We start from the raw sequence: 24,617 nt of genomic DNA on the forward strand, positions 1-24,617 counted from the left end.
TCACCTCCACGTGAACGAAACATCATTCCCGGCACCTCGAAGCGAGCGCGAAACAAACCGCGCCCAACCTCGCTGCATTGTTTTCTTCACCTGAACATTTCCGGGGTAAGGCCATGCAGCACGACGATGGCATTCAATTCCAGGATCTCGACCAGGTTTTGCGTAACGCCCAGCTTCGTCGCTCCGCCGACTTGGGCCTCCTGTTACGGCAGCGCTTCGCATCCAAAGCAGGCAGGCTCGTCATCGCAACTTCGCTGGCCGGCATGGTTGCTGCGCTGGCGATCGTTGCTGCGCCGCGGCCGGTCTCGAGCGCTGCGCTTGGCAGCGAGTGGCAATGCAGCAAGACGGCGTTTGTCTTGACGACCTGTCGTCAAGCTGACCCTGCGCGCTCATAGCAAGCGGCCTCATTCGTTCAGGCGACGTCGCTCGTTGCGCAGGCACTGCGTATGCTCGCAACGTCAATTGGCTGGTGAAACCATGTGCCCGGCAGCTCCATAGCTGGAGCGCCGACCCATTTCTTCCATTTTTGGTCCTACGGGCCGGCTGGGGCCGTTCGGTCTTTTCCCAGTCTCGAACGGCCTCATCTTTGAGTCCGTCTGGTGTAGCCGCGGCGAACTCAACGGGCGCGCGCGAGGGCCGACATGGAAGCGGCAGGCTTCCCCTCGGCAGGATTATTTGGCATCAAATGACCAGGAAGCCCGCACGAAGAATCCGCCGGCTAGCGAGATCGGGCTGAAGGCGAAGAACCAGGATGGATGGCTCAAGCCGCGGTCTCAGGTCAGCGATCTGCTTCGCACTGGTTCTCGTTCTGCCGGCTGCGCAGACGCCGCCGACGGTGCATTCGCGGGACGAGTGGCGTGTGGTTGACAAGGAATGTCGCGATGTCTTGCCTGCGCAGGCAAAGATACGGGCATGCCTGAACCTGCTGAGCGATCGACGGCTCTCGACCGCCTATCTTGCGCCGATCAACGGCGAGATATCGAGCACGTTCCAGAGCTTGCGGGACTACGACAACGCCATAAAGTACAAAAAGATCGAAATCGAACGCGCGAACACCGCGGCGGAACAACCTTCTTCGTTGGGCGACGCACTTCCTGCAAGTCTTGGCGCGATGTCTCTGCGTTATTTGGAGCTCGGCTCACTCCAGTCGCTCAATCGCCTCACCAACTTCAACAGCCAGTCGGATGAAGCGCGCCGGGTCGCCACCGAGGAGCAAAACAACTACAATCTGGCGCTTTCGTACAACCCGATGAACTACAGGGCCTATCGATACCGGGCTGAAATTCACAGCCTGTTCTGCGACAGCGCGTCCGCCGCTCAAGACATGGAGGCCGCGGTCAGGTTTGCTGAACAAGCCGGCGATCAGGATGCCGCCCGCGACTACCAGCGCGTCACGCTCAGCGCCTGCATTCCGGCGTGGCGGAAAGACTAGTTTCGCGAGACCCGGCAGGCTGTCGCCACCCGGTGGCCCCCGCGCCAGACCGCCCCGACCGTATTGTTACGGACCCGCGACTGGCAGGCTATTTGCGATGCATCCGTGAATAGTTCGGCGCCGGCGGCTCTCGGTGTGCCGAACTCAGACATTCGGAGCACGCACATGAACATGCACCATCGTTTTGAGACAGCTCGCGGACGCGACGGACGAGAGTCGACGGTCAGCAAGATGCTGTCCGATCTTGTCCTGGTCTGCCAGCAGATCGAAGCCGACATCGCGACCGAAGAAGCGCGCGCGGGGATTCGTGACCGGTCGGACGCCAGGTACCCGATCCTGGCAAGGTCGCTCAATGAGCGGTACGCCAATCTCAAGGGAACCATCGCCACGCTCGAGAAGCGTGTCACCGAGAGATCTCAGCACAGGCTGGTCACCGACGCAGCATAGCCGATCCCCTTGACCAACGTCCGGCTCGACGGAGAAGGGATCCCTCCGTCTCCGCCAGCCGTGCTGAAATCAGTACCTGAGTCATGGAAACAAAGGGGCCGGCTGCAAGCAGCGCTGACCGACGTCAGCCGCTGCCGCGGGTCGATGGATCGAGATTCCTGTTCTCGCCCGGCGGGATCGGCCCGAAGCCTGGATACACGTAACGGTCCGGAGCGACGACCGGTTCAGTTGGACGGAGGATGAGATGCTGTCGCACGCGCCGGTGATGCGCAGTTGCGGCGTCGGCGGCCGCACCGCACAGGATCACGAGGGGTAGCGTCAAGGCCAGGGAAATACGTAGCGACATTCGTAAGGCAGCGCGCATGGCGATCACTCCGTTTCAGCGAACAAGTGATCGCGGGCCGCAACGCTCTATTCTGGCCTGGCCTTTCACGTGTGATCAAAACCATGAGATCAGCAGGGCACGACGGCCTATCGAGCCTCGCGCGCGGTGTTCAGCGGTCGGGGAAACGCCTGCGCGCAGGCGACACCGAGCAGCGCAAGGCCGCCGCCGATGACGTGGAATGACCTGACCGGCTCACCCAGCATCACGATCGCGGCCGCGGCGGTGAGCACCGGCAGCAGGTTCATGAAGATCGCGCAGCGGTTCGGGCCGAGCTGGGCGACACCGCGGATCCAGAGGAACGGCAGCACCACCGAAGCCAGCGCGCCGGCATAGACGATCAGGGGCCACGTTTCAGCGTTGACCTGGCGCAGCGGCGCCGGCGTCGCGAGGTATGCGGGAAACATCACCGCCAGCGCGCACAGCGCCTGCATGTAGGTCGACTGCCATCCGGTGATCGGCAGATTCCAGCGCTTCAACAGCACGCCGTACAGCGCATAGACGATCGCGGCCAGCAGCATCAAGGCGTCGCCCGCATGCACGCCGTTGTGCAGCAGCGACGACAATTCGCCGCCGCTGACGAGATAGACAAGGCCCGCAAACGACAGCGGCGCACCGCAGATCATGCCAAGCGTCGGCTGCTCGCCGAGCAACGCGGCACTCAGCGCGACGGTCAATAGCGGCGTCAGCGCGGTGAAGACAGCCATGTTGGTCGCCGTCGTGGTCTCCGCCGCGAGATACGACAGGCTCTGGAACAGGCACATCGCAAGGAAGCCGAGGATCGCGAGCGGCCCGAGATGCGGCCAGATCGCGCGGCGATTGCGCCAGGCGGCGCGCGCCACGAACGGCGACATCAAGAGGACCGCGACCAGCAGGCGATAGAAGGTGATCGCCTGCGGACCGATCGTGTGCGCCGAGAGACGGGAGACGATGACGTTGCCGGCCCACAGCACGATGGCAACGAAGGGATAGAGAAGTGCGACTTTCTGCTTGAGCATGATTTGGCAGCGCGTTGGTGAAGGAGCACCAGCAACTACCTGTCGCGCCAGCGTCCGTCTCACGCTAGAATGACCTCACCTAGCGAGATTGGGACATGCAGATTAAGACGTGTTGGACGAGCTGATCACACGGCACCTCGACTATCACGCCACGGCGCGACCGATGGCGGCGATGGAGATCGACTATCCGAGCGGCGCGTCGACCGGCCTGCATGCGCATCCGCGCGGGCAACTGCTCTATGCGATCGAAGGCGTGATGATCGTGCGTTGCGCCGAGGGTACCTGGGTGGTGCCGCCCAATCGCGCGGTGTGGCTGGTCGCCGATCTCGCGCACGAGGTCCGCATGTGCGGCGCGGTCAAGATCCGCACCGTGTTCGTCGATGCCGCCGCGGCGCCCGATCTGCCGCGGACCAGCTGCGTGTTCACGGTCTCACCCTTGCTGCGCGAATTGTTCGTCGCCGCGATGCGCGTCCCGCTCGACTATGTGCCCGGGACCTCAGACGAGCGTCTGATGCACGTGCTGCTCGACCAGCTGCGCGAAGTCGACGTGCTGCCGCTGCATCTGCCGATGCCGCGCGACCAGCGGCTCGCACGGATCTGCGCGACACTGCTGGCCCGCCCGGACGATGCCTCGACCGCCGCGCAGTGGGCGCGGCGCCTGAAGCTGACGTCGAAGACGATCCACCGCCTGTTCGCCAGGGAAACCGGCATGACGTTCGGCGAGTGGCGTCAGCAGGCACGCCTGCTGTTCGCGCTCGAACGGCTTGCGCGCGGCGCGCGGGTGGTCGATGTCGCGCTCGATGCCGGCTATGCCAGCCAGAGCGCCTTCACCGCGATGTTCCGCAAGCATTTTGGCGCGACGCCCAGCGCGTTCTACCGATAGACGGTCGTGCGAGATCGCCAGGACATGATGAGAAAAGGTTGAGCTGGAACGGCGTCGGAAGTTCACCTCTCCCTTGGGAGAGGTCGATTTGCGCAGCAAATCGGGTGAGGCGTTACGGTCTATCGGGAGAGCAAGAGCCCTCACCCGGATTGCTTCGCAATCCGACCTCTCCCCGATGGGGAGAGGTGAACCGAGATCGCCAAGCCGATTCAATCAAAACTCATCCAGCTTTAGCGCTCCGCAGCCGCTGACTGTGCCACTGGACCCAGAATCCACTCCCTGAACGCTGCGATTTTCGGAAGCCCCTGCCTGTTGTCAGGACAGACGAGATAATACGCGAACTCCTCCAGATGCGCGGTCTCGAGCAGCTGGATCAGCTCGCCGTTCTCGATCTCGCGCGCGACCATCGCCGCCGGCAGCAGGCCCGCGCCCTGCCCGGTCAGCACGGCCTTCAGCAGCAGGCCGCTGTCGTCGAACGAGGGTCCACGCGGCGCGCGAACCTCCGCGATGCCGTTGGCCTGAAACCACAGGCTCCATCCCTTGCGATCGGCATCATGCACCTGCGGCCAGCCCGCGAGTTCGCCGGGAGATGCCGGCCGCCCGAGACGCGCGACCAGCGAAGGCGCTGCGACCGCCACCATCTCGACCGTGACGACGCGGTCGCTGCGCAGCCCCGGATAACGGCCAAGGCCATGGCGCACCGCGACGTCGATGCCGCTGCGCGAGAAATCGACCAGCGTGTTGCTGGTGACGATCTGCAGATCGATCTCCGGATGCGCGTTCTGAAACGACGCCATGCGCGGCACCAGCCAGGCCGACGCAAAGAACGGCGTGACGCTGACCGTCAGCGTGCCGACGTCAACAGATGCAGCGACGCGGCGCGACGCCTCCGCGATCTGGCGGAATGCATTGCGGATCGACGGCAAATAGTCGCGTCCGGCGTCGGTGAGATAGATGCCGCGCGGCACCCGCTCGAACAGCTTGACGCCCAGATGGGCCTCCAGCGTCTTGAGCATCTGGCTGACCGCACCCGGCGTCACGTACAGCTCCTCGGCCGCGAGCTTCACCGAGAGATGGCGGGCGGCGGATTCGAACGCCTTGAGCGCGTTCAGGGGCGGAAGCCTGTTCTCCATGATTTAGATTTTCTAATCTTTATGGCGCAGCAAATCTGGTTTGCCAATCCGGCTATCGCGGCGCTTTATCAGCCTACATTAATGCTGGAAGCCGCGTCAACGCAGAGAAAGCCGAACCAATAAGATTAGATCATCTAATCTTCATTTTCGACGTCCGCGGGCGGCTTTCAGCTCCTTGCTGAAGCCAGGACTGATGGAACCAAGACATGATTGAGGCCCCAAATAGACTCGCTCTGCACGAGGTCGGCGCGGACGGCCATCCCAGCCAACTTGTCGATCGCATCAACGCATCGCAAGCCGGCAGCCTGCCCGGCCTGCTGGACTTTCAATGGCTCGAAGCCCGACGCGGCCACATCAGCGGCCGCTTCGAGATCGCCGCAAAACACTTCTCGCCGCACGGGCTGTTGCATGGCGCAAGCATCGTCACCCTGGCGGACACCGCATGCGGGTTCGGCTGTCTCGCCTCCTTGCCGGACGGCGCCATCGGCTTCGCCACCGGCGAACTGAAGACAAATTTCATCGGCGCTGCGCGCGAAGGCGGCGTGAGCTGCGAGGCGCGCCTCGTTCATGCCGGCCGAACGACCCAGGTGTGGGACGCGGAGATCAAGAGCGAGGTGACCGGCAAGACCATCGCGCTGTTTCGCTGCACGCAGATGCTGCTCTATCCGCCAGCCAATGCCGGCGACCGCGCGACGCAGGGAGAACGAACATGAGGGACACCGTCATGCACGCCGGTTATCAGAGAGCAAAGCCGTTCTACGGCTGGATTGTCGTCGCGGCCGCCTTCGTCGTGACCTTCATCGGCTTCGGCAGCGCCTACACCTTCTCGTCCTTTGTCGAGTCCTTGCAGCGCGAATTCGGCGCCTCGCGCGGCTCGGTCTCGCTGGTATTCTCCTTCGCGGGCTTCCTGTATTTCGGTCTCGGCATCGTCTCCGGCCCGCTTGCCGATCGCTGGGGCGCACGCAGGCTCGCTGGCCTTGGAATGGCGCTGGTCGGTCTCGGCATGGTGCTGGCGGGACAGGCGCAAACCATCCTTCAGGTCTATGCCGCCTACAGCATCGGGATCGGCGCCGGCGTCGGCTGCGCCTACGTCCCGACGCTCGGCGCCGTGCAACGCTGGTTCGTGCGGCGGCGTGGTTTCGCGTCGGGCCTCGCGGTCAGCGGAATCGGCGTCGGGACGCTGGTGATGCCGCCGCTCGCGACCTGGCTGATCACGAGCCTCGGCTGGCGCGATGCTTACGTGGTGCTGGGCGTCGTTGCCGTCGTCGCCGGGATCGGTGCATCGCTGCTGATCGCCGACGACCCGCGCCGCTATGGCACCGGACCGGACGGCGATCCGCTGGAGGCAGTCTCCAGCGCGCCGCTCCGCGACGGCGTCTCGATCCGCGGCGCGGTCAGGACCGCGCGCTTCGCCGGGCTCTACGCGGCCTGCCTGATCAGCGCATTCGGGGTGTTCGTGCCCTTCGTGCATCTGGTGCCGTTTGCGGTCGATCATCAGGTGGCGCCGACGCATGCCGTGCTGCTGCTCGGGATGATCGGCGTCGGCAGCACCGCCGGCCGATTCTTCCTCGGCGGCATCGCCGACCGCGTCGGCCGCGACGCATTCCTGATCGCGATGTATCTCGGCATGGCGGTCTCGTTGGCGATCTGGGCGATTGCCGGCAGCTTCTGGTCGCTCGCAGTCTTCGCGCTGCTGTTCGGCGTGTTCTATGGCGGCTGGGTCGCGATCCTGCCCGCTGTCGTCACCGACCATTTCGGCGGCCGCAATGTCGGCGGCATCATCGGCATCCTCTACACCAGCGTCGCGTTCGGCACACTGCTCGGTCCGAGCGCCGCCGGCTTCGCCTACGATGTCAGCCACAGCTACGTCATCCCGGTGGCGATCAGCGCAGCCGCCAACCTCGTCGCGGCCCTGATTGCTGTCGCGACGATGCGAACGGCCTCGCCGATCGCCTCGGTCGCGCGGCCATGACGCCTCATGACGGTCGGTGACGTCAGTGCTACGCTTCGCCATGACCAATGCCTGGACTTATCGGCGAGCCGACCGTGACGACATCGTCGAGCTGGCATCGTGGCGCGGTGCCGGCTCGCTCGGCCTCAGGCCGCACTTCCATGACGAACACCAGCTCGTGCTGGTGCTGTCCGGGTCGCGCAGCTTTCGCATCGATGGCGAAACCATCACCGTGCCTGCCGGCCATGCAGCGCTGATCCCAGCCGGCATGCTGCATGCGCCGATGCCGACGCCGGACGAGGAAACGGTTTGCCTGAACGCCTATGTTCCGGCGAGCCGCGCCTGCTCGTCGCTCCGGGTCGTCAGCTTCAGGGCTCGCTGGCAGCGCGTCGACGAGATCTCGCCCGAGCGCATCCTCGAGATCGCGGGCGACATCCTGTCGCGCGCGCCGTCTCCTTCGACCGGGCGCACCGGCCGGTCCAAGCTCGGCGCCGCCCTGACGGAGAGCCTCGCGCCGATCGGCGCAGTTGCCGCAAGCTTGGGACGAAGCCGCGAAGGGTTCAGCCGCATGGTGAGGCGCGAGCTCGGCGTCGCGCCGCATGCGTTCCGCCTGCTCGCCCGGCTCAACCTTGCGCGGCAGCTGCAGCGCGCGGGCGAGCCGATCGCTGCCGTTGCGGCCGATGCGGGCTTCTCCGACCAGAGTCACCTCACCCGGCTGTTCCGCCGCACCTTTGGCACGACGCCGGGCGTCTATTGGCGCGACTGAGACGACGTCACAGGCGTTCCAGACGGACTGCGGCTCCGCCCGCTAGCCTGCTCACCCTCGAATTGGGTGACGCATGGATATCCAGACAAGCCTTCTGCTGCTCGCCGCCGGTATCGCGGGAGGCATCGTCAATGCCCTGGCGGGCGGCGCGACGCTGATCACGTTTCCGGCGATGCTCGCGGCGGGCCTGCCCGCCGTCATCGCCAACGCGTCGAATGCGGTGGCGATCTCGCCGGGGCACCTGATCGCAGCGCTCGCCGATCGCGGCAAGCTGCCGCCGCCGACACGGCGCACGATCAGCTTCGTCCTCGTCTCGACGCTCGGCGGCGCAATCGGCGCCGGCGTCCTGCTGCTGCTTCCCGAACACTTGTTCGTGCTGCCGGGACCGGCCCTGATCGGCTTCGCGACGCTGTTGTTTGCCTTCGCGCCGCAGATCCAGAGCTGGACCATCGGGCAGCAGAAGACCGCGACCCTGCCCTCGACCCGCGCGAGCGCTGCCGTGCTGGGACTGGCATGTGTCTATGGAGGGTTCTTCGGCGCCGGGCTCGGCGTCATCCTGACCGCAGTGCTGTCGGTCACTGAGCCCAACGACATCAGGGCGATCAAGGCATTGAAGAACCTGCTCGCGACCTGCGTGTCGCTCGCGGCTACACTGATCTTCATCGTAGAGGGAGCGGTGCGTTGGCCGGAGACGTTGGCGATGCTGCTCGGCGCGATGGCCGGCGGCTATGCAGGAGGTCACCTGATCCGGGTTCTTCCCGCGCCCGTCGTCCGCCAGTTCGTCATTGTGGCCGGAGCGGTGATGACCATGATCTATGCCGCTCGATACTGGCTCTAGATGGAGCGAGGGAGCCGAGGCTCCCGGCTCGATAGCTGCTGAGCTGGAGCGTTTTCGAACGAAGCGATTACCGGCTCGCGCGAAGAAACCGCGCCAAACGAAACCTAATGCGTCGTCATCCAGGCGCGGGCTTCGCGCTGGGCAGCCGCGATCTCGACGTCGGACATCTGCTCGGCGACTTCGCGGCGGTGCGCGATCGCGTCGGTACGTCCCTTGAGCGCCGCCAGGTTGAACCATTTGTGCGCCGCGACGAGGTTGACCACGCCGGAGCGGCCGCTCGCCCAATACATGCCGCGCTCGAACAGCACGTCCTGGATTGCGGTCGCAGCAACCGGGACGGCGCTTTCCTGATCGATGACCCCCTGAAACATTGTCGTCATTCCCCTTTTTGTTGTTGGCCGCCCTCCCCCGAGCGCGGCCCCCGTCCACTGTTCAAACGTCCTGCTATTCCCTCGCCGTTTGCCGGCTTGTTGGGATGATCATGGCCCATCAAATTTGAAGAGCGGTTTAAGTATCGCGATGAACGGGATGTAAACCGGCGCCGCCGGGAGCGCTGCGCGGAATCGCAGAAGTGCCTGTGCCGCCGGCACTTCCTTCCATTCGTGAACGCCGGTTTACCCTGGTGCTTCGGACAACGATAACCATCGTGGACAATGGCCGCGCCTATCGGCCGGCCCTCGCCGGTGATCGGTCTCGAAATTGACGGAGGGGTGCGAGACCCGTCGGACGATCCACGGACGGCGCGCACACAAAAGCAACGCGAGGCCGTCAGGCCCAACGTCGATCCAGAACTGGGATGTGGGAAAGTGGCTGCCGGGCGCGGACTGCGCGGGCCGCCGGAACGAGGGGGTCGGCGAACACGTCAGGACCAGATTTCAGCTCGGCATTCTCGCCGGTGAAATTGCGGAACCAAGCGGGCTCCGCACCGAACGAAGAAATCTCTGTTTCTTCTGCCGGATCGGTTTTGGGAAGGTCGCCCTCTCCGAAATTCGATCCAGCCGTTTGACCTGATGTCTCGCCGACACCCTCTTTCGTCAGCCAGAGCCTTGGGGTGGGATGTGCCTCTCAGCAGTCCGTCCGCTGGCTCTCGCGACGTGCCGGCGTCAAGCCGCCGGCAATCCTCTCAAGGCGAGAGGCTTACTTCTTCTTGGCGACCTTGCGGGTCTTCTTCGCAGTCTTCTTCACTGCGCTCTTGGCCTTCTTCGCCTTCTTCGCCTTCTTTGCCTTCTTAGCCATGTTGCCCTCCAGTATGTGAGATGGCTCTACTTCGCTGCGTGCACTCGGGAATCGATATGCACTACTTCCCGAATACACCAACAGACTGAAAAAAACAGTGTCCCGCTTAAGGAAGTGTTGACGCAGCGGTGGCAGTGCGCACAGCGCGCGCCGCCGTTCAAATCGACGATGCATTCGCGCGACGATGCAAGAAGTGCAACAGCGGCCGATATCGGCATTTGTCAACGTTGCAGGAAATGCCTTGTATTGCAGGCTTTCCATGAGTTCGCATTGAAGCGATCGGCGCGCGATCGTCATTGCGCTGAGTCGCGAGCGACGACGAAAAGCGGCGCGTCGCCGACGCCGAGTCGTAATTTTTGGCAACGAAAAAATTTTCGTGGGAAAGACGGCTTTTGCCTCGTTTGAGGTCGTCCGAGCCGGTTTCGCGAACGAATCGCAGCTTCGCCGATTCGGCGGCGATGGCGTCAGTGCGACCGTCGACGGAGGCTGTGAGCTGGGATCACGCCGCGTTCACGCGCGCGCGACGACGCCAAAAGGTGATCGCGCGGGAGCATGATCCGGTTGGATCATGCGCCAAGGACAACATCATTGTCCTGTTCGTCAGATGCCGAGCTTCGACTTCAGGAGGTCGTTGACCGCTTGCGGGTTCGCCTTGCCGCCCGACGACTTCATCACTTGACCGACGAACCAGCCGACCAGTTGCGGCTTCGCCTTGGCCTGCTCGACCTTGTCGGGATTGGCCGCGATGATGTCGTCGACCACCTTCTCGATCGCGCCGAGGTCGGTGACCTGCTTCATACCGCGCGTCTCGACGAGCGCGCGCGGATCGCCGCCTTCCTGCCAGACGATCTCGAACAAGTCCTTGGCGATCTTGCCGGAAATCGTTCCCTCGCCGATCAGATCGACGATCGCGGCGAGTTGCTGTGCCGATACCGGCGAGGCAGCGATCGCAACGCTCTCCTTGTTCAGCCGGCCGAACAGCTCGTTGATCACCCAGTTGGCCGCGAGCTTGCCGTCGCGCGCCTTGTCGGCAAGACCTGAAAGCACCGTCTCGTAGAACTCCGCGCTCTCGCGCTCGGCGACCAACACGCTCGCATCATAGGGCGACAGGCCAAAGCCCGTAATAAAACGGGACCGCTTCTGATCGGGCAGTTCCGGCAGCTGCGCCTTGAGGTCGTCGACGAAGGCCTGGCTGAACTCGAGCGGCAGGAGATCGGGATCCGGGAAGTAACGGTAGTCGTGCGCCTCTTCCTTGGAGCGCATCGACCGGGTCTCGCCCTTGTTCGGATCGAACAGCCGGGTCTCCTGGTCGATGGTGCCGCCGTCCTCGATGATCTCGATCTGACGCCGCGCCTCGTACTCGATCGCCTGGCCGATGAAGTTGACCGAGTTCATGTTCTTGATTTCACAACGGGTGCCGAATGCGGTCTCGCCGTAGCGGCGCACCGAGACGTTGACGTCGGCGCGCAGGTTGCCCTTCTCCATGTCGCCGTCGCAGGTGCCGAGGTAGCGCAGGATCGAGCGCAGCTTGGTGACGTAGGCCTTGGCCTGCTCGGCATCGCGGATGTCGGGCTTGGAGACGATCTCCATCAGCGCGACGCCGCACCGGTTGAGGTCGACATAGGACATCGTCGGCGACTGATCGTGCAGCAGCTTGCCGGCGTCCTGTTCCAAATGCAGCCGCTCGATCCCGATGGTGACGCTGCGGCCGCCGTCGAGCTCGAGCGACACCTCGCCCTCGCCCACGATCGGCGACTTGTATTGGCTGATCTGGTAGCCCTGCGGCGAGTCCGGATAGAAATAGTTCTTGCGGTCGAACACCGAGCGCAGGTTGATCTTCGCATTCAGCCCGAGGCCGGTGAGCACCGCCTGGCGGACGCACTCCTCGTTGATGACAGGCAGCATGCCCGGCATCGCGGCATCGACCAGCGAGACATGGGAGTTGGGCTCGCCGCCGAACGCGGTCGACGCGCCGGAAAACAGCTTTGAGTTCGAGGTGACCTGGGCATGGACCTCCATGCCGATCACGACCTCCCAATCGCCGGTGGCGCTCTTGATCAGTCTATGCGGGGCGGCAGATGCGGTCATGGATCTCGGTTTCCGGACAAGTGATATCTGGGATGGATTGGGCTTCGCGCAACCGACCGCGCCAGTCAAGCCGCCTTGCTGTCCCCTTGCCGCCCTTGCGGCCCATAGCGGCGCATTGGGGCGCGGATCAGAGCCCGCGCCGGAACTGCTGGTAGGCCTTGCTCGAGCGCAGCGCGTCCGCGCCGCCCGCAATCAGCTGGTCGACCTGCTCCGGCGGCAGCGACAGCCGCGTCGGGATGGCGTTCAGGATACCGGCACGTTCCGGCCCAAGCCGGTCGAAGCCGAGCCGCTCGACATAGATCGCGACGTCGCCGCACTTCCAGCCGGCACCAACGCCGAGCCGGCTCCGATCCGCCGCCGACAGGCCGCAGCGCCAGCGCTTCAGCTTGCCCGACCAGTCGCTGGCGAGCGACGTGAAGGCGGCGTAGCTCGAACGCACGCTGGCATCGATTGCGGTGTCGGCCGCCGCCGATACCAGCTCGACGCCGTTCGGTCCTTCGAGCGTCTGCACGAAATCGCCGGAGACGCCGCGGCCGGCATCGACCACCAGGAACAGGATGCGCTTCAGCTTGGCCGCCTGTCGCTCGTCGAGCGGCTCGTAAGGGCGCTGCGCGGCGAGCAGACCGATGCTGAGCCCCGACAGGCCGTAATTGTCGACCAGCCCGCCATCGAGCAGCTTGACGTAGCGCATCGAGCCGTCGCGGTAGCGCGCCTGGGCCTCGGCGTAGGAGCGCAGCAAAGGTTGCGCGTTCGGATCGTTGCGCACCCGATCGTACCAGGGCGGCAGCGGCGCGGCGCAGCCGCCGGGATAGGTTTGCAGCACGATCGGGGCGAATGCCAGCGGCACCGCGGCGGACGCCGCCACCGCTTCGGCGACACGATAGGAGCGGATGTCACTGCACAGCGCATCGAACGAGGTCTTGCCGAACACGAACGGCGTGCGGTTGTAGATGTCGGAGGCGTTGATCCACACCCGCGGCCGGCGGTCGTCCGGCAATGCCTCGAACCGCGCGCCGTCGAACAGATTCTGGTCGAGCCAGTCGGTGAACTGGCTGTCATTGACGCCGCCGCCCAGCGCGCGCCCGATATTGCCGAGCGAGATCCTGGTCTTCAGTCCCTCCTCGGCATTGCGCAGCAGGAAACGTTCGCGGAAATCGGCAAGCGCCGCGCGCCGCTTCAATCCGAAATAAGCCGCGGTGACCGATCCGCCGGAGACGCCGGAGACGAAATCGACGCGATCGAGCAGCGTCTTGCTGCCGGCGGCACTGGAGTGCACCCGGTCGAGCTCTTCGAGCACGCCGAACGAAAACGCGGCCGCGCGCGTGCCGCCGCCGGAGAACGACAGCGCGAGCAACAGGTCATCTTCATAGGTCGGATAGTCGCGGGCGCTATTGTTGTCGGCGAGCGCGGCACCGAGCGGCACGTTGCCGGGCAGATTGTAGACGGAGGCGCAGCCGGCAAGGCCCGCTCCCACCACGGCCACCAGCAGCGCTGACAGCCATCCCCCTATGCCCGACCCACGCACGAATACTCTCTTTGCAACTGGCCCCCGCCCGGTTCCACCAGCCTATCACGGTCAATCTGGGCGCCGGCATGGCGGCCGAAACACGGTTAATGCTCGCGGTGCCACCGCACCGGTGTCCTTTAGCCGCGCTGTGTCAGCAGCGCGGTGACGATCCGCTCCCACTCGGCCTCGAGCGTGTCCTTTGCGACCGGCTGGCCGGCCCGGCGATACCAGTAGCCGGCATTGCCGAGGTCGCCCTCGACGCGATGCAGATAGGCATGCACCCAGGCCGAGTTAGCGTCGCTCTCGTCCTGCACGATGCGGTGCGCCTGGTCCCAATCGCCCTTCTTCGCCCACCACATTGCGGCGAGCGGCGGCGACAGCGCCGCATCGGGCGCTGCGTCAACGAGAGTGGCGCGGAAGTCCGCCATCGCTCACCACCATTTGGGCGCCGTGAACCGGCCGGCCGCCTGCTCGATCACCTCGCCGAGCGAGAACAGCGTCTCCTCGTCGAACGGACGGCCGATCAGTTGCAGGCCGAGCGGCAAGCCCTGGGCGTCCTTGCCCGCGGGCACCGCGATGCCCGGCAGGCCCGCCATGTTCACGGTCACCGTGAAGATGTCGTTGAGATACATCTCGACCGGATCGGCGCCGCCCTTCTCGCCGATGCCGAACGCCGCTGACGGCGTCGCCGGCGTCAGGATCGCATGCACGCCCTTGGCGAAGCAGTCCTCGAAATCCTTCTTGATCAGCGTCCGCACCTTCTGCGCACGCAGATAATAGGCGTCGTAATAGCCGGCCGAGAGCACATAGGTGCCGATCAGCACGCGGCGGCGCACCTCATCACCGAAGCCATCGGCGCGGGTGTTCTCGTACATCTCGATGATGCTCTTGCCCGGCTCGCGCAGCCCGTAGCGCACGCCGTCATAGCGCGCGAGGTTCGACGAAGCCTCCGCCGGCGCCACGATGTAATAGGCCGGCAGTGCGTATTTGGTGTGCGGCAGCGACACCTCGACGAGCTCGGCGCCCGCGGCCTTCAGCCATTGCGCGCCGTCGCTCCACAGCTTTTCGATCTCGGCCGGCATGCCGTCGAGCCGATATTCCCTGGGGATGCCGATCTTCATGCCCTTCACGGACTTGCCGATCGCTGCCTCGTAGTCCGGCACCGCGATATCGACCGACGTGGTGTCCTTCGGATCGTGACCGGCCATCGAGCGCATCAGGATCGCGGCGTCGCGCGTGGTGCGCGCGATCGGGCCGGCCTGGTCGAGCGAAGATGCGAACGCCACGATGCCCCAGCGCGAGCAGCGGCCATAGGTCGGCTTGATGCCGACGGTCGCGGTGAACGCAGCGGGCTGACGGATCGAGCCGCCGGTATCGGTCGCAGTCGCGCCCATGCAGAGCAGCGCCGCCACCGCCGAGGCTGAGCCGCCCGACGAGCCGCCCGGCACCAGCGTGGTGTTGGAGCCCTCGCGGCGCCACGGATTGGTGACCGGGCCGAAGCATGAGGTCTCGTTCGACGAGCCCATCGCGAACTCGTCATTGTTGAGCTTGCCGAGCAACACGGCGCCGTCACGCCAGAGCTGCGAGGTCACCGTCGACTCGTAGGGCGGGATGAAATTGCCGAGGATCTTCGAGCACGCCGTGGTTCTGATATCGCGGGTGGCGAACAGATCCTTGATGCCGAGCGGAATGCCGACCAGCGGTCCGCCGTCACCCTTTGCAATTTTCTCGTCGGCGGCCTTGGCCATCTCGCGCGCCCGGTCGGGCGTCTCGAGCACATAGGCATTGAGCACGCGCGCGGCTTCGATGGCCGCGAGATGCGCATCGGTCAGCTCGCAGGCGGTGAAAGACTTGCTCGCCAGGCCCTCGCGGGCCTCGGCGATCGTCAGCGATGTCAAATCGGTCATTTATTGATCGGGCTGCAGAAGAACGGAGACAGGGTTTTGTCGTTGGCGGGGTCGTCTTGGCGCGCCCGGTTATTGGCATTTTCCTTGGCGCGGGCGGCATCGAGCGCCTCGAGATGGTCGAGCACGGCGTCCATCGCCGCGTTGGGATCGGCGACCTTCCCCTTGCGCTCCATCGCATCGAGGAAGTCCATATAGGCCTTGTAGGCCTTCTCATCGTCGCAGAGCAGACACATTGGACTTATCCGATCGGGCTCTTTACTCGACCACCTTCGGCACCAGGAAGAAGTCGTTCACGGTGTCGGGCGCATTGCGGACGATGATTTCGGCGATCTCGCCGTCATTGACCACATCGCCGCGCTTCTTCATCTCCATCGGCGTCACCGAGGTCATCGGCTCGACGCCCTCGATATTCACCTCCGACAGCTGCTCGACAAAGGCCAGCATCGCGTTCAGCTCGCCCTGGAGATGGGGAACTTCGGCGTCGCTGACCGCGATCCGCGCCAGATGCGCGATGCGGCGGACGGTCGTGGCATCTACGGACATTATATAGGGCCTCGGGTGGTCAGGCTGAAAGGTCAGCCTGCCGTATAGCAGAGGCCGGTTTTGCGCCGCAACCGCGGCCCCGGGGGCTAAACGGGCCCTGCCGGCCCCCGGCGAGGCATTCCGGGCGCTCATTGAGGCAACAAAACCCCGCGACGAAACCACTTCGTGCCCGCCACGAAATGGTCCGGAAACATTGCCGGCGCCTACTCTCTCCAAACAGAAAAGTTCGGAGCGCGTCATGTCAATGCTCGAAAGCCGCCCCCGGTCAGAGGGCTGGGACCCCGCCTTGTGGTCGATCGGCACGGTGCTGGGGATCGCGATCCTTTACGTGGCCTGCCTGGTCTGAGCGTGGCAAGCCATGGCCATCTCCCAGGCAAAGGCTCTGCAGGAAAAGGCCGAGATGTTCGAGCGCCGCGCCGAAAGCGCCGCGGATCCGATTTCCCGCCAGCATTACAAGGAAATGGCCGCGCATTATCGCAGGCTCGCGACCGAGCATCTGGAGATCAGCCGGGACGAGCCGGCGCGTCAGGCCTGAGACAACGCCCCCATCCGCGCCAGCGCCGCGCCGGCCAGTGCGCGGGTTAGCGCCGCGGCCGGCATTTCCTTGCCCATACGTACCGCCTGCCCAGCCCAAAGATTGGTGAAATCGACCTTGCCCTGTTTTTCGGCAGCCGCCTTCAAGGGTCCGAGGGCGGTCGCCGCATGCGGGAACGCCGGCGCGTCAGGCGAGATCGGGCCGACCTCGCGCATCACGCGATTGGCGACGCCGCGCGCCGGGCGGCCAGTCATCACGTTGGTGATGACGGTCGATTCATCGCTGGCCTGCGCCAGCGCAACACGGCCCTGCGCGGTCACCTTGGACTCCGGGCAGCGCAGATAGGCCGTGCCGATTTGCACAGCCGAGGCGCCGAGCGCGAAGGCCGCCGCGATGCCGCGTCCATCGGCGATGCCGCCGGCCGCGACAACCGGCACCTTCACCGCATCCACCACCTGCGGCAGCAGCGAGAATGTGCCCGGCTGCTCGGCGATATCATCGGTCAGGAACATGGCGCGATGGCCGCCGGCGTCGGCGCCCTGCGCGATGATGACGTCGGCGCCGTTCTCCTCGAGCCAGATCGCCTCCTTCACGGTCGTCGCCGACGACATCACGACGGCGCCCGCTCCCTTCACCCGCTGCAACAGTTTTGGCTCCGGCAGGCCAAAATGGAAGCTGACGACCTCGGGTTTCAGCTCCTCGACCACGGCGCAGAACGCCGCATCGAACGGCGCGCGGTTCGCCGCGTTGATCGGTGCGTTGGGATCGAGGCCGTGCTCGCGATAGTAAGGCGCCAGCCGCTGCCGCCACGTCGCCTCGCGCGCCGGATCGGCGTCGACCGCCTTGTGGCAGAAGAAGTTAAGGTTGACCGGCGCGGAGACGCGCTGGCGGATGATGTTGACCTGCTCGCGCGCCTTCTCGGCCGACAGCATCGCGCATGGCAGCGAACCGAGCCCGCCGCCCTGCGCCACCGCGATCACCAGCTCCGCATCCATCACGCCGGCCATCGGCGCCAGCACGATCGGGAATTCGGTCTTGAAACGATCGATCAATCGACGGTCCGGCCACATGGTGCGTCTCACACTTGTTCAGGTCAAAGAGGAAAGAGAGTTGCGCCGGCCCTGCAGCGACTGCTCGGCTTCGGCGACGATACGGCCGAAGATTTCGGCCGCGGGAACGATATCATGGATCAGGCCGACGGACTCGCCGGCAAACACTGCGGCAATGTCGAAATTGCCGGCTTCCCTCGCAGCGGCATACTCCGCAGCGATCTCGTCGGCGCGCTGCATCAGCTCGATCTCGTGGCCAGACCACCGCCGCAAATGATCATTGGCAAGCGAGCGCGCGGTGAACGGCGCCGGCCACATCAGCTTGCGCGACCAGTCCATTACCACGCCGCGCACCGTCTGGCCGCTCTTCGCCGCGCGGATCAACTGCTTCGCCTGCTCGGGCGCGTCGGCCTCGACGCTGGCATAGAAGCGCGTTCCCATCAGTACGCCGGAGGCACCGAGCATCATCATCGCAGCCAGGCCGCGGCCATCAGCAATGCCACCGGCCGCGACGACAGGCACACGCCCTGCCGAAAAATCGATGATCGCCGGCACGATATCGAGCGTGGTGCGCGACGCACCGTGACCGCCCGCCTCCGCGCCCTGCGCGATCAGGATGTCGGCGCCGCAATCGAGCGCCACTTGCGCCATCTCCTCATTCTGCACCTGGCAGATCAGCAGCGCGCCGGCGGCTTTGATATCAGGCGCGAACGGCGCGGGATCGCCGAATGACAGCATCACCGCGCGCGGCCGCGCCTGTAGCGCGATGTCCATCAGCTCGGGTTGCTTGGCGAGACTCCAGGTGATGAAGCCGATGCCGAACGGACGGCGAAATCCGCTGAGCGCCGCAGTCTCCGCCTCGAGCCACGTCCTGTCGCCGTAGCCGCCGCCCAGAATGCCGAAGCCGCCCGCGTTGCTCACCGCCTTCACCAGCCGGCTCCCCGTGATCATGGCCATCGGCGCCGCCAGGATCGGATGTTCAATGCCCAGACGCGCCGTCAATTCGGTGCTGATCGGCATGCGTTTGCTCCCTGTTCTGGACTTGCTGTTCTGGACTCCAACCCTAAGCGGGCCTAACATTCTCGAATAATGAATACTAGAGAACGCAGCCATCCCTAAATTGAAACGGTGGTCCCAGATGGAATTGACCGACCTGCTCACCTTTTCCACGGTCGCCCGGCTTGGCGGCATCACCCGGGCCGCCGACGAGCTGAATACCGTGCAGTCCAACGTCACCCAGCGCATCAAGGCGCTGGAGGCCGAGATTGGCACCGCGCTGTTCGAGCGGCACAGCCGCGGCATGTCGCTGACCGGCGCCGGACGCCGCCTGCTGCCGTACGCGCAGCGGATGGCGGCGCTGTCGCGCGAAGCCGTGCTCGCGGCGCGCGACGACGGCGAGCCGAGAGGACCGCTGTCGATCGGGTCGATGGAAACGACCGCGGCCGTGCGGCTGCCGGCGCTGCTTGCCGAGTTTCACCGCCGCTACCCAGCGGTGCGGTTGACGCTGCGCACCGCGCCGACCGCCGATCTCGTGGCCGCCGTACTTGACGGCTCGCTCGATGGCGCCTTCGTCGCCGGTCCGATCGAGCACGCCGAACTGTCTGCGACATCGGCCTTCACCGAGGAACTGGTGCTCGTCACCGCGCAGCGCTGGAAATCGCTCGCCGCCTTGCGCGCCGGCACACCGGAGTCGGGCCCCACCGCGCTGGTGTTCCGCACCGGCTGCACCTACCGGCAGCGCCTCGAACAGGTGTTCACCGAGTTCGGCTGGCCGTCGGCCGCGCGCTTCGAACTCGGCACGCTGGACGGTATGGTCGGCTGCGTCGCCGCCGACATGGGCGTGACGCTCTTGCCGCGCGCGGTCGTCGAGCGCGACCACGTCCAGCGCGACGTGAATATTCACAAGCTCAATCCGCAGCATGCGCAGGTCGAGACGCTGTTCATCCAGCGCCGCACCGCGCACCAGTACAGCCCGTTGCAGGGCCTCGTCGCGTGCCTCGGCGGCGACGATCGGGTGATCGCCGCATAAATGCATCGACGCCGCCGCAGTTCGTAGCCCGGATGGAGCGCAGCGCAATCCGGGACAGTTTCGCGGCGGCAAGATTCCCGGATTTCGCGGAGCCTGTCATCGTGCGCGCGACCCGTTGGCTCCATCCGGGCTACCTTTCCTTCCCTCACCCGTGCTAAGCGCTTGCGCCATGCCCGCCCCCATCCTTCCCCTGATCGAAGCCGCGCCGCACTGGCCCGACCGCGGCGCGCTCGTCGGCCTCGACCTCGGCACCAAGACCATCGGCGTTGCCGTCTCCGATCCAGACCGGCGGCTCGCGACCGGCGTCGAGACCATCCAGCGCAAGCAGTTCAAGGTCGACGCGGCGCGGCTGCTCGCGATCGCGGCCGAGCGCAATGCCGTTGGCTTCGTGCTGGGCCTGCCGATCAACATGGACGGCAGCGAAGGCCCGCGCGCGCAATCGACCCGGGCCTTTGCCCGCAACCTCTCAAACCTCACCGCGCTGGCGATCGGACTGTGGGACGAGCGCCTGTCGACCGCGGCGGTCGAACGCGAATTGATCGGCATGGATGTCAGCCGCGCCCGCCGCGCGGAGGTGATCGACGAGCACGCCGCGATCTTCATCCTGCAGGGCGCACTCGACCGGCTCGCGAAGCTGCGCGGAGACCGCTGACGATGGCCGTGGTGATCGCGGCGCTGTTGCCGGTGTTTTTGCTGATCGTGCTCGGTTTCGTCCTGAAGCGCACGCTGATGCGGCTCGACACGCAATGGCACGGGCTGGAGCAACTCACCTACTACGTGCTGTTCCCGTTGCTGCTGGTGCAGACGCTGGTCAAGGCCGACCTGACCAAGGTACCGGTCGCCGGCGTCGGCGGCGCGCTGTTGCTCGCGGCGCTCGTGATGTGCCTGCTCTGTCTTGCGCTGCGGACCGCGCTTGCCCGGACCGGTGTCGACGGCCCCGCCTTCACCTCGATCTTCCAGGGCGCGACGCGCTGGCAGACCTATGTCGCGCTGTCGGTGTCGCGTAATCTCTACGGCAGCACAGGACTTGCGCTCGCCTCGGTCGCGATGGTCGCCATCATCCCGCTGGTCAACGTCTTCAGCGTCGCCGTGCTGGCGAAATATGCCTCCTCGGAGAAGCGGTCTGCCGGCGCCGTCGTGATGACGATCGTCAAGAACCCGCTGATCTGGGCCTGCGTGATCGGGCTCGTCATCAACGTCGCGCACATGCCGCTGCCACAAATCTGGCATGATGTCGCCGACGCGCTCGGCGGCTCGTCGCTGGCGATCGGTCTGCTCGTGACTGGCGCCGGGCTGCATCTGGAAGGCATCTTCCGCCCCAGCCTCGCCGCCAGCATCGCGCTGGTGCTGAAGCTGGTCCTGATGCCCGTGCTCACGGTCGCGCTCGCGGTGTGGTTCGGCGTCACCGGCGCCAACCTCGCCATCGTCGCCGCCTGCGCCGCGGTGCCGACCTCGCCGTCAGCCTACGTGCTGGCGCGCCAGATGGGCGGCGATGCCCCGCTGCTCGCCCAGATCATCACGCTGCAGACGATCCTCGCCGCGATCACGATGCCGATCGTGATCGCGGCGGTCGGGCCGTAGGTCCTGCCGGCGTGGATGCCAGCCCGCCTTTCAAACTCAGAAGCGTCTTCGCTTTGGCTCGCACGCGCTGCTAGTCTGCGCCAGTATGAAGCCCAAGTTTGATCAACGATGACCTCGGTCCGATGGACCAAAGGCTACACCCAGGCTGAACTCGACAGAGCTCAGGATCGGTTTGGCTTGGTTTTTCCCCCGGACCTGATTGACCTTCTCCGCCGGAAACGACCGATAGACGGTCACGACTGGACCGATGATGCTGCGATCAGGCGAGCCCTCGACTGGCCTTTGAATGGCCTTCTTGTCTCTGTCGAGAGGGGCCAGATATGGTGGCCGGAATGGGGGAAGGAGCCTTCCAGCGCGCGCGCTCGCAAGCAAATTCTGCGGGAGGTGGTTGCTCGTGCGCCCAAACTGATCCCCTTGATCGGCCACCGATATCTGCCCGAGCAGCCGCATGAAGCAGGCAACCCGGTATTTTCCATCTTCTACACCGATGCGATCTACTACGGCGCCAATCTGAAGGACTATTTCGAACGAGAGTTCGGAGATTGGCACAGACGGGAACAGCCCTGGTCACGCGAAATCAAGTACATTCCGTTTTGGTCTGACCTTGTTGAACGGTTCGCGCAACAGGGTCGACGTCCTACATGAAGGTCGGCGACTGCCGACGACGACTGAGCGACGTCAGCTCTCCCGCGCGCCGAAGTAGCGCCACAGTTGGCCTTTGCGCTCCTGCAACGTATGCAACAGCGTCAACGCCAGATCGATGATCTGCAAGATGACGAGGGCGACGATCGTGGTGCTGGACCGAAATATCCAGATGTTCTGCAAGTTCTCGTCCATCTGCATCACCCTGCGAAAGAGCTGAGAGAGGGATAAAAATCAACGGCTCCGCACGGGGTGTTGCCTGGCCTTCCGCCGTGCGATGTTTCGCCATCCTGGCGCGAAGCCTCGCGTCGGGCTGGGATTTTGTGAAGGTCCGAAACGATCACCTCCCGGTTCGATCGGGCCAACGTTGCCACCCGGGGTGCCGTCCGGGCCAGGACACGCACAGCCATCGATTAGGACGCGCGCGGGTTGCGGGAATCAGCAATGATCGTTCCGCTAGGGACCGTGACCAATGCGTGCCAACAGATTCAAGAGCTGGACCGAGAACGAAGAGCGCCTGCTGGTTGCGCTGCACGAATCCGGGATGAACCACCGGCTGATCGCGCTCAAGCTGCGCCGGACCGAGGCCGGGGTCGATAACCGGCTCGCGCAGATCATCCACCGGCCGCGACCAGCCGAGGACGGGTCTCGTGCGTGACCACCGTCGCGCTGCTGATGACAGCTATTTTCTGCGCGCGTCGGTGAATGCCGTATCGAGCACATCGCCGATCGGCTGCCAGCTGCGGCCGTCGAATTGAAGCAACCGCAATTGCTCGACCGGTCGAAAGTGACTGGTGTTGATCCTGATGCCCGGGAGCAAAGCGGATGCCTGATAATCCCTGATCGCCGCGGCCTGCCTCATGACGTTTTCGCGCGACAGATCGTTGCCGCATTGCTTGAGCACCTGGACCATCGTTTCGGCGGCCGCATAGCCATAGACGGCGGCAGCGTCGTCCTTGCCGCCGGCTTTGGTATATTTGTCCAGGAAGCTGTGCCAGGCGCCCTGATCTTCCCTCCAGGCCGGATCGCTCGCATCCTTCAGGAAGGCGGCGGTGATGACGCCGGTCGCATTCTCGGTGCCGGCCGGCTTGAGCACCGTCTCGATCGATGACGCCATCTGGTTCACGACAAACACCGGCCGCCAGCCATGGTCGGCCGCCGCCCGGATCACCTTGGCGGCGTTTTCCGGCACGCCGGCAAACACGAAGACCTCGGCGCCGGATTGCTTCAGGATCGATATGTGGCCGTCCAGATGCTGATCGTCGACATCATAGGCGATGTCGACCCTGATGTTGTGGGCGACATCGCCCAGCCCTTGCACCAGCCCCTTGAACAATTCACGGCCGAACTGGTCATTCTCCCAAAGCGCCACGATCTTCTTTCCGGGATAGAAAGCCTGGATGTAGTTGGCGTAGATCCGCCCCTCCTCGCGGTATGAAGGCTGCCAGCCCATGGTCCACGGATAGGCCGACGGCTCGCCGAAGTCCTGATCGCCGGAGGCAACGAAAAGCTGGGGGACCTGCCGTTCGTTGAGATACTTCCGCACGGCAAGATTGTCCGGCGTCCCGAACGAACCGAACATCAGGAGCACATTGTCGGTCTCGACGAGAATGCGCGTGAGGTCCATGGCATTGGAGGCGTCGGACAGATCGTCGTAGGACATGAAGCGGATCTTGCGGCCGCCAACTCCGCCGCGTTCGTTGATCATGTCGAAATAGGCGGCTTCCGCCTTGCCGATCTGGCCGAAGATTTCCAACGTGCCGCTATACGGCATCAGATTGCCGATCCGGATTTCGGTATCGGTGACGCCCTGGTCGCGCACCTGCTGCGTGATGGCGCCGAGAGACACCAGCGCGACGACGCTAGCCAACAGAGTTCGGAACAACGTAGCCATGGGAAGAGCTCGCACGACGGCAGCCGCCGCTGCCTGGTTTCGATCCGGCCCGCGCTCGTTCATTGATCTAGATCATAGCACTGTGACGGGGATGGTGGCAGCCTCTACGTCAGGTTCCAATGGGCGACGATGCGCGCCCCTACTGGTTACGGATTATCACGCGGCAGGCGATTTTGGCGGCATCACGATTCCGATCGTGATCGCCGCGGTAGAGCTTTAGGCGCGCCCTCATAGGACAATCACTTCGGCTTTGCGCTCGAAGGCCGACGTCGGCTTCGGTGGATGCCTGCGTTGGGCCAAACTCACCTGGCATGCTAGAGAGTAGGACCTAGGAAGTCAGTCAGGGCGCCCATGGATGAACGATCGAAGCCAGTTGAGGCCATCGTCGGCGAAAAGCTGAGTGCCATCACTTTCGTGTTGGATTATTGGCAACTGCAGTTCGACGGACCAAGCATCAATGCTCTTACACGCTTGGAAGTATCCGCCGACGGAGTGGCCCTGCGCGATGGACATGACCAGTTCAGAAATCTCATCTGTGATCAAATAGGCAAAGTCGTCGCAGGCGTCGCGCTCACACGGCCGGAATCTTTCACGATCACCTTTGAAGATCGATCCGAGATCAAAATCTCACTGAAACGGGAAGACTATCGAGGGTCCGAAGCGATGATCTTCTTTGGTCATAACTCACCGACCGTGGTGGTTCAGGCAGACGATTAGGCCTAGTTGCAAGACCTGCGGATGCTCGACGCGGTAGCCGCCGTCGCCCTATCCCCGTC

28 protein-coding genes are annotated in these 24,617 nt (G+C 64.7%); 15 read left to right on the forward strand and 13 right to left on the reverse strand.

Features of this window, described 5'->3' with window-relative positions:
- Positions 1-113 precede the first annotated feature (113 nt).
- The 3 genes from AC628_RS22410 (at position 114) to AC628_RS22420 (ending at position 1,879) form a co-directional block, all read left to right on the forward strand.
- Positions 114-395, forward strand: coding sequence for a hypothetical protein (locus AC628_RS22410; protein ID WP_083633088.1), 282 nt, complete (start codon positions 114-116; stop codon positions 393-395).
- A gap of 356 nt (positions 396-751) precedes the next feature.
- Complete coding sequence (locus AC628_RS22415; RefSeq protein WP_074128896.1) at positions 752-1,432, forward strand: hypothetical protein; 681 nt, start codon at positions 752-754, stop codon at positions 1,430-1,432.
- A 165-nt stretch (positions 1,433-1,597) separates the two neighbouring features.
- On the forward strand, positions 1,598-1,879 hold the full coding sequence (locus tag AC628_RS22420) for a hypothetical protein (protein WP_074128897.1): 282 nt from the start codon (positions 1,598-1,600) through the stop codon (positions 1,877-1,879).
- Positions 1,880-2,350: 471 nt separating this feature from the next.
- Here the strand turns inward: AC628_RS22420 and AC628_RS22430 are convergent, their stop codons facing one another.
- Positions 2,351-3,259, reverse strand: coding sequence for a DMT family transporter (locus tag AC628_RS22430; RefSeq protein ID WP_074128899.1), 909 nt, complete (start codon positions 3,257-3,259; stop codon positions 2,351-2,353).
- 109 nt (positions 3,260-3,368) lie between these two features.
- On the opposite strand from AC628_RS22430, the gene AC628_RS22435 reads away from it, so the two are divergent.
- Positions 3,369-4,142: an AraC family transcriptional regulator gene (locus tag AC628_RS22435; protein ID WP_245321271.1), complete on the forward strand. Its 774-nt coding sequence runs from the start codon at positions 3,369-3,371 to the stop codon at positions 4,140-4,142.
- Between the two features lie 230 nt (positions 4,143-4,372).
- Here AC628_RS22435 and gcvA read toward each other — a convergent pair whose 3' ends face one another.
- A complete protein-coding gene (gene gcvA, locus AC628_RS22440; RefSeq protein ID WP_074128900.1) occupies positions 4,373-5,275 on the reverse strand; it encodes a transcriptional regulator GcvA in 903 nt (300 codons plus the stop codon).
- A 206-nt stretch (positions 5,276-5,481) separates the two neighbouring features.
- On the opposite strand from gcvA, the gene AC628_RS22445 reads away from it, so the two are divergent.
- The 4 genes from AC628_RS22445 to AC628_RS22460 all read left to right on the forward strand — a co-directional run bounded on the left by AC628_RS22445 (position 5,482) and on the right by AC628_RS22460 (position 8,830).
- Positions 5,482-5,988, forward strand: a complete 507-nt coding sequence (locus tag AC628_RS22445) for a PaaI family thioesterase (protein ID WP_074128901.1) — start codon at positions 5,482-5,484, stop codon at positions 5,986-5,988.
- On the forward strand, positions 5,985-7,247 hold the full coding sequence (locus AC628_RS22450) for an MFS transporter (protein WP_083633091.1): 1,263 nt from the start codon (positions 5,985-5,987) through the stop codon (positions 7,245-7,247). Before AC628_RS22445 ends, AC628_RS22450 begins: the two co-directional genes overlap by 4 nt.
- A gap of 16 nt (positions 7,248-7,263) precedes the next feature.
- The gene (locus AC628_RS22455; protein ID WP_143201746.1) at positions 7,264-7,992 is read left to right on the forward strand and encodes an AraC family transcriptional regulator; all 729 of its coding nucleotides are present in this window, start codon (positions 7,264-7,266) and stop codon (positions 7,990-7,992) included.
- A 73-nt stretch (positions 7,993-8,065) separates the two neighbouring features.
- Complete coding sequence (locus AC628_RS22460; RefSeq protein WP_074128903.1) at positions 8,066-8,830, forward strand: sulfite exporter TauE/SafE family protein; 765 nt, start codon at positions 8,066-8,068, stop codon at positions 8,828-8,830.
- Between the two features lie 104 nt (positions 8,831-8,934).
- On the opposite strand, the gene AC628_RS22465 is transcribed toward AC628_RS22460, so the two are convergent.
- The 7 genes from AC628_RS22465 to gatC all read right to left on the reverse strand — a co-directional run bounded on the left by AC628_RS22465 (position 8,935) and on the right by gatC (position 16,111).
- The gene (locus AC628_RS22465) at positions 8,935-9,201 is read right to left on the reverse strand and encodes a hypothetical protein (RefSeq protein ID WP_021078341.1); all 267 of its coding nucleotides are present in this window, start codon (positions 9,199-9,201) and stop codon (positions 8,935-8,937) included.
- A gap of 1,465 nt (positions 9,202-10,666) precedes the next feature.
- Complete coding sequence (gatB, locus tag AC628_RS22470; RefSeq protein WP_074128904.1) at positions 10,667-12,154, reverse strand: Asp-tRNA(Asn)/Glu-tRNA(Gln) amidotransferase subunit GatB; 1,488 nt, start codon at positions 12,152-12,154, stop codon at positions 10,667-10,669.
- A 127-nt stretch (positions 12,155-12,281) separates the two neighbouring features.
- Entirely contained in the window at positions 12,282-13,643 is a 1,362-nt protein-coding gene (locus AC628_RS22475) for a patatin-like phospholipase family protein (RefSeq protein ID WP_083633095.1), read from the reverse strand.
- A 155-nt stretch (positions 13,644-13,798) separates the two neighbouring features.
- Positions 13,799-14,089, reverse strand: coding sequence for a hypothetical protein (locus AC628_RS22480; protein WP_074128905.1), 291 nt, complete (start codon positions 14,087-14,089; stop codon positions 13,799-13,801).
- 3 nt (positions 14,090-14,092) lie between these two features.
- Positions 14,093-15,568: an Asp-tRNA(Asn)/Glu-tRNA(Gln) amidotransferase subunit GatA gene (gene gatA / locus AC628_RS22485; protein ID WP_074128906.1), complete on the reverse strand. Its 1,476-nt coding sequence runs from the start codon at positions 15,566-15,568 to the stop codon at positions 14,093-14,095.
- A complete protein-coding gene (locus AC628_RS22490) occupies positions 15,565-15,801 on the reverse strand; it encodes a hypothetical protein (RefSeq protein WP_021078336.1) in 237 nt (78 codons plus the stop codon). The genes gatA and AC628_RS22490 overlap by 4 nt, the downstream gene beginning before the upstream one ends.
- Positions 15,802-15,823: 22 nt before the next feature.
- The gene (gene gatC / locus AC628_RS22495; RefSeq protein WP_074128907.1) at positions 15,824-16,111 is read right to left on the reverse strand and encodes an Asp-tRNA(Asn)/Glu-tRNA(Gln) amidotransferase subunit GatC; all 288 of its coding nucleotides are present in this window, start codon (positions 16,109-16,111) and stop codon (positions 15,824-15,826) included.
- A gap of 400 nt (positions 16,112-16,511) precedes the next feature.
- On the opposite strand from gatC, the gene AC628_RS45855 reads away from it, so the two are divergent.
- Positions 16,512-16,646, forward strand: a complete 135-nt coding sequence (locus AC628_RS45855) for a hypothetical protein (protein ID WP_283806659.1) — start codon at positions 16,512-16,514, stop codon at positions 16,644-16,646.
- Here the strand turns inward: AC628_RS45855 and AC628_RS22500 are convergent.
- On the reverse strand, positions 16,637-17,716 hold the full coding sequence (locus AC628_RS22500) for an NAD(P)H-dependent flavin oxidoreductase (RefSeq protein WP_074128908.1): 1,080 nt from the start codon (positions 17,714-17,716) through the stop codon (positions 16,637-16,639). The genes AC628_RS45855 and AC628_RS22500 overlap by 10 nt on opposite strands.
- Positions 17,717-17,734: 18 nt before the next feature.
- Positions 17,735-18,715 (reverse strand): NAD(P)H-dependent flavin oxidoreductase, encoded by a 981-nt coding sequence (locus AC628_RS22505; protein ID WP_074128909.1) that lies wholly within the window; start codon positions 18,713-18,715, stop codon positions 17,735-17,737.
- Between the two features lie 118 nt (positions 18,716-18,833).
- Here AC628_RS22505 and AC628_RS22510 point away from each other — a divergent pair, with 118 nt between their 5' ends.
- The 4 genes from AC628_RS22510 to AC628_RS22525 all read left to right on the forward strand — a co-directional run bounded on the left by AC628_RS22510 (position 18,834) and on the right by AC628_RS22525 (position 21,950).
- Positions 18,834-19,724 carry a LysR family transcriptional regulator gene (locus tag AC628_RS22510; protein ID WP_074128910.1) on the forward strand — a complete coding sequence of 297 codons (891 nt, stop codon included), beginning with the start codon at positions 18,834-18,836 and terminating at the stop codon, positions 19,722-19,724.
- Between the two features lie 169 nt (positions 19,725-19,893).
- A complete protein-coding gene (gene ruvX / locus AC628_RS22515; RefSeq protein WP_050426023.1) occupies positions 19,894-20,376 on the forward strand; it encodes a Holliday junction resolvase RuvX in 483 nt (160 codons plus the stop codon).
- Positions 20,377-20,378: 2 nt separating this feature from the next.
- Positions 20,379-21,305, forward strand: coding sequence for an AEC family transporter (locus tag AC628_RS22520; protein WP_074128911.1), 927 nt, complete (start codon positions 20,379-20,381; stop codon positions 21,303-21,305).
- Positions 21,306-21,413: 108 nt separating this feature from the next.
- Positions 21,414-21,950, forward strand: coding sequence for a hypothetical protein (locus AC628_RS22525; protein ID WP_074128912.1), 537 nt, complete (start codon positions 21,414-21,416; stop codon positions 21,948-21,950).
- Between the two features lie 33 nt (positions 21,951-21,983).
- Here AC628_RS22525 and AC628_RS44140 read toward each other — a convergent pair whose 3' ends face one another.
- Positions 21,984-22,142, reverse strand: a complete 159-nt coding sequence (locus tag AC628_RS44140) for a hypothetical protein (protein WP_168193422.1) — start codon at positions 22,140-22,142, stop codon at positions 21,984-21,986.
- 277 nt (positions 22,143-22,419) lie between these two features.
- Here AC628_RS44140 and AC628_RS22530 point away from each other — a divergent pair, with 277 nt between their 5' ends.
- Positions 22,420-22,605: a hypothetical protein gene (locus AC628_RS22530; RefSeq protein ID WP_050426020.1), complete on the forward strand. Its 186-nt coding sequence runs from the start codon at positions 22,420-22,422 to the stop codon at positions 22,603-22,605.
- 24 nt (positions 22,606-22,629) lie between these two features.
- Here AC628_RS22530 and AC628_RS22535 read toward each other — a convergent pair whose 3' ends face one another.
- Positions 22,630-23,841, reverse strand: a complete 1,212-nt coding sequence (locus AC628_RS22535) for an ABC transporter substrate-binding protein (RefSeq protein ID WP_074128913.1) — start codon at positions 23,839-23,841, stop codon at positions 22,630-22,632.
- A gap of 351 nt (positions 23,842-24,192) precedes the next feature.
- On the opposite strand from AC628_RS22535, the gene AC628_RS22540 reads away from it, so the two are divergent.
- Positions 24,193-24,558, forward strand: coding sequence for a hypothetical protein (locus tag AC628_RS22540; protein ID WP_074128914.1), 366 nt, complete (start codon positions 24,193-24,195; stop codon positions 24,556-24,558).
- Positions 24,559-24,617: the final 59 nt, after the last annotated feature.

This window comes from Bradyrhizobium sp. NAS96.2 (assembly GCF_001908235.1).
Taxonomy (GTDB): domain Bacteria; phylum Pseudomonadota; class Alphaproteobacteria; order Rhizobiales; family Xanthobacteraceae; genus Bradyrhizobium.

Excerpts from the sequence above, each read along its gene's own strand:
- AC628_RS22410 (WP_083633088.1), top strand. The coding sequence starts at position 114 with ATGCAGCACGACGATGGCATTCAATTCCAGGATCTCGACCAGGTTTTG.
- AC628_RS22415 (WP_074128896.1), top strand. The coding sequence starts at position 752 with ATGGATGGCTCAAGCCGCGGTCTCAGGTCAGCGATCTGCTTCGCACTG.
- AC628_RS22420 (WP_074128897.1), top strand. The coding sequence starts at position 1,598 with ATGAACATGCACCATCGTTTTGAGACAGCTCGCGGACGCGACGGACGA.
- AC628_RS22430 (WP_074128899.1), bottom strand. The coding sequence starts at position 3,259 with ATGCTCAAGCAGAAAGTCGCACTTCTCTATCCCTTCGTTGCCATCGTG.
- gcvA (WP_074128900.1), bottom strand. The coding sequence starts at position 5,275 with ATGGAGAACAGGCTTCCGCCCCTGAACGCGCTCAAGGCGTTCGAATCC.
- AC628_RS22445 (WP_074128901.1), top strand. The coding sequence starts at position 5,482 with ATGATTGAGGCCCCAAATAGACTCGCTCTGCACGAGGTCGGCGCGGAC.
- AC628_RS22450 (WP_083633091.1), top strand. The coding sequence starts at position 5,985 with ATGAGGGACACCGTCATGCACGCCGGTTATCAGAGAGCAAAGCCGTTC.
- AC628_RS22460 (WP_074128903.1), top strand. The coding sequence starts at position 8,066 with ATGGATATCCAGACAAGCCTTCTGCTGCTCGCCGCCGGTATCGCGGGA.
- AC628_RS22465 (WP_021078341.1), bottom strand. The coding sequence starts at position 9,201 with ATGTTTCAGGGGGTCATCGATCAGGAAAGCGCCGTCCCGGTTGCTGCG.
- gatB (WP_074128904.1), bottom strand. The coding sequence starts at position 12,154 with ATGACCGCATCTGCCGCCCCGCATAGACTGATCAAGAGCGCCACCGGC.
- AC628_RS22480 (WP_074128905.1), bottom strand. The coding sequence starts at position 14,089 with ATGGCGGACTTCCGCGCCACTCTCGTTGACGCAGCGCCCGATGCGGCG.
- gatA (WP_074128906.1), bottom strand. The coding sequence starts at position 15,568 with ATGACCGATTTGACATCGCTGACGATCGCCGAGGCCCGCGAGGGCCTG.
- AC628_RS22490 (WP_021078336.1), bottom strand. The coding sequence starts at position 15,801 with ATGTGTCTGCTCTGCGACGATGAGAAGGCCTACAAGGCCTATATGGAC.
- gatC (WP_074128907.1), bottom strand. The coding sequence starts at position 16,111 with ATGTCCGTAGATGCCACGACCGTCCGCCGCATCGCGCATCTGGCGCGG.
- AC628_RS45855 (WP_283806659.1), top strand. The coding sequence starts at position 16,512 with ATGTTCGAGCGCCGCGCCGAAAGCGCCGCGGATCCGATTTCCCGCCAG.
- AC628_RS22500 (WP_074128908.1), bottom strand. The coding sequence starts at position 17,716 with ATGTGGCCGGACCGTCGATTGATCGATCGTTTCAAGACCGAATTCCCG.
- AC628_RS22505 (WP_074128909.1), bottom strand. The coding sequence starts at position 18,715 with ATGCCGATCAGCACCGAATTGACGGCGCGTCTGGGCATTGAACATCCG.
- AC628_RS22510 (WP_074128910.1), top strand. The coding sequence starts at position 18,834 with ATGGAATTGACCGACCTGCTCACCTTTTCCACGGTCGCCCGGCTTGGC.
- ruvX (WP_050426023.1), top strand. The coding sequence starts at position 19,894 with ATGCCCGCCCCCATCCTTCCCCTGATCGAAGCCGCGCCGCACTGGCCC.
- AC628_RS22520 (WP_074128911.1), top strand. The coding sequence starts at position 20,379 with ATGGCCGTGGTGATCGCGGCGCTGTTGCCGGTGTTTTTGCTGATCGTG.
- AC628_RS22525 (WP_074128912.1), top strand. The coding sequence starts at position 21,414 with ATGACCTCGGTCCGATGGACCAAAGGCTACACCCAGGCTGAACTCGAC.
- AC628_RS44140 (WP_168193422.1), bottom strand. The coding sequence starts at position 22,142 with ATGGACGAGAACTTGCAGAACATCTGGATATTTCGGTCCAGCACCACG.
- AC628_RS22530 (WP_050426020.1), top strand. The coding sequence starts at position 22,420 with ATGCGTGCCAACAGATTCAAGAGCTGGACCGAGAACGAAGAGCGCCTG.
- AC628_RS22535 (WP_074128913.1), bottom strand. The coding sequence starts at position 23,841 with ATGGCTACGTTGTTCCGAACTCTGTTGGCTAGCGTCGTCGCGCTGGTG.
- AC628_RS22540 (WP_074128914.1), top strand. The coding sequence starts at position 24,193 with ATGGATGAACGATCGAAGCCAGTTGAGGCCATCGTCGGCGAAAAGCTG.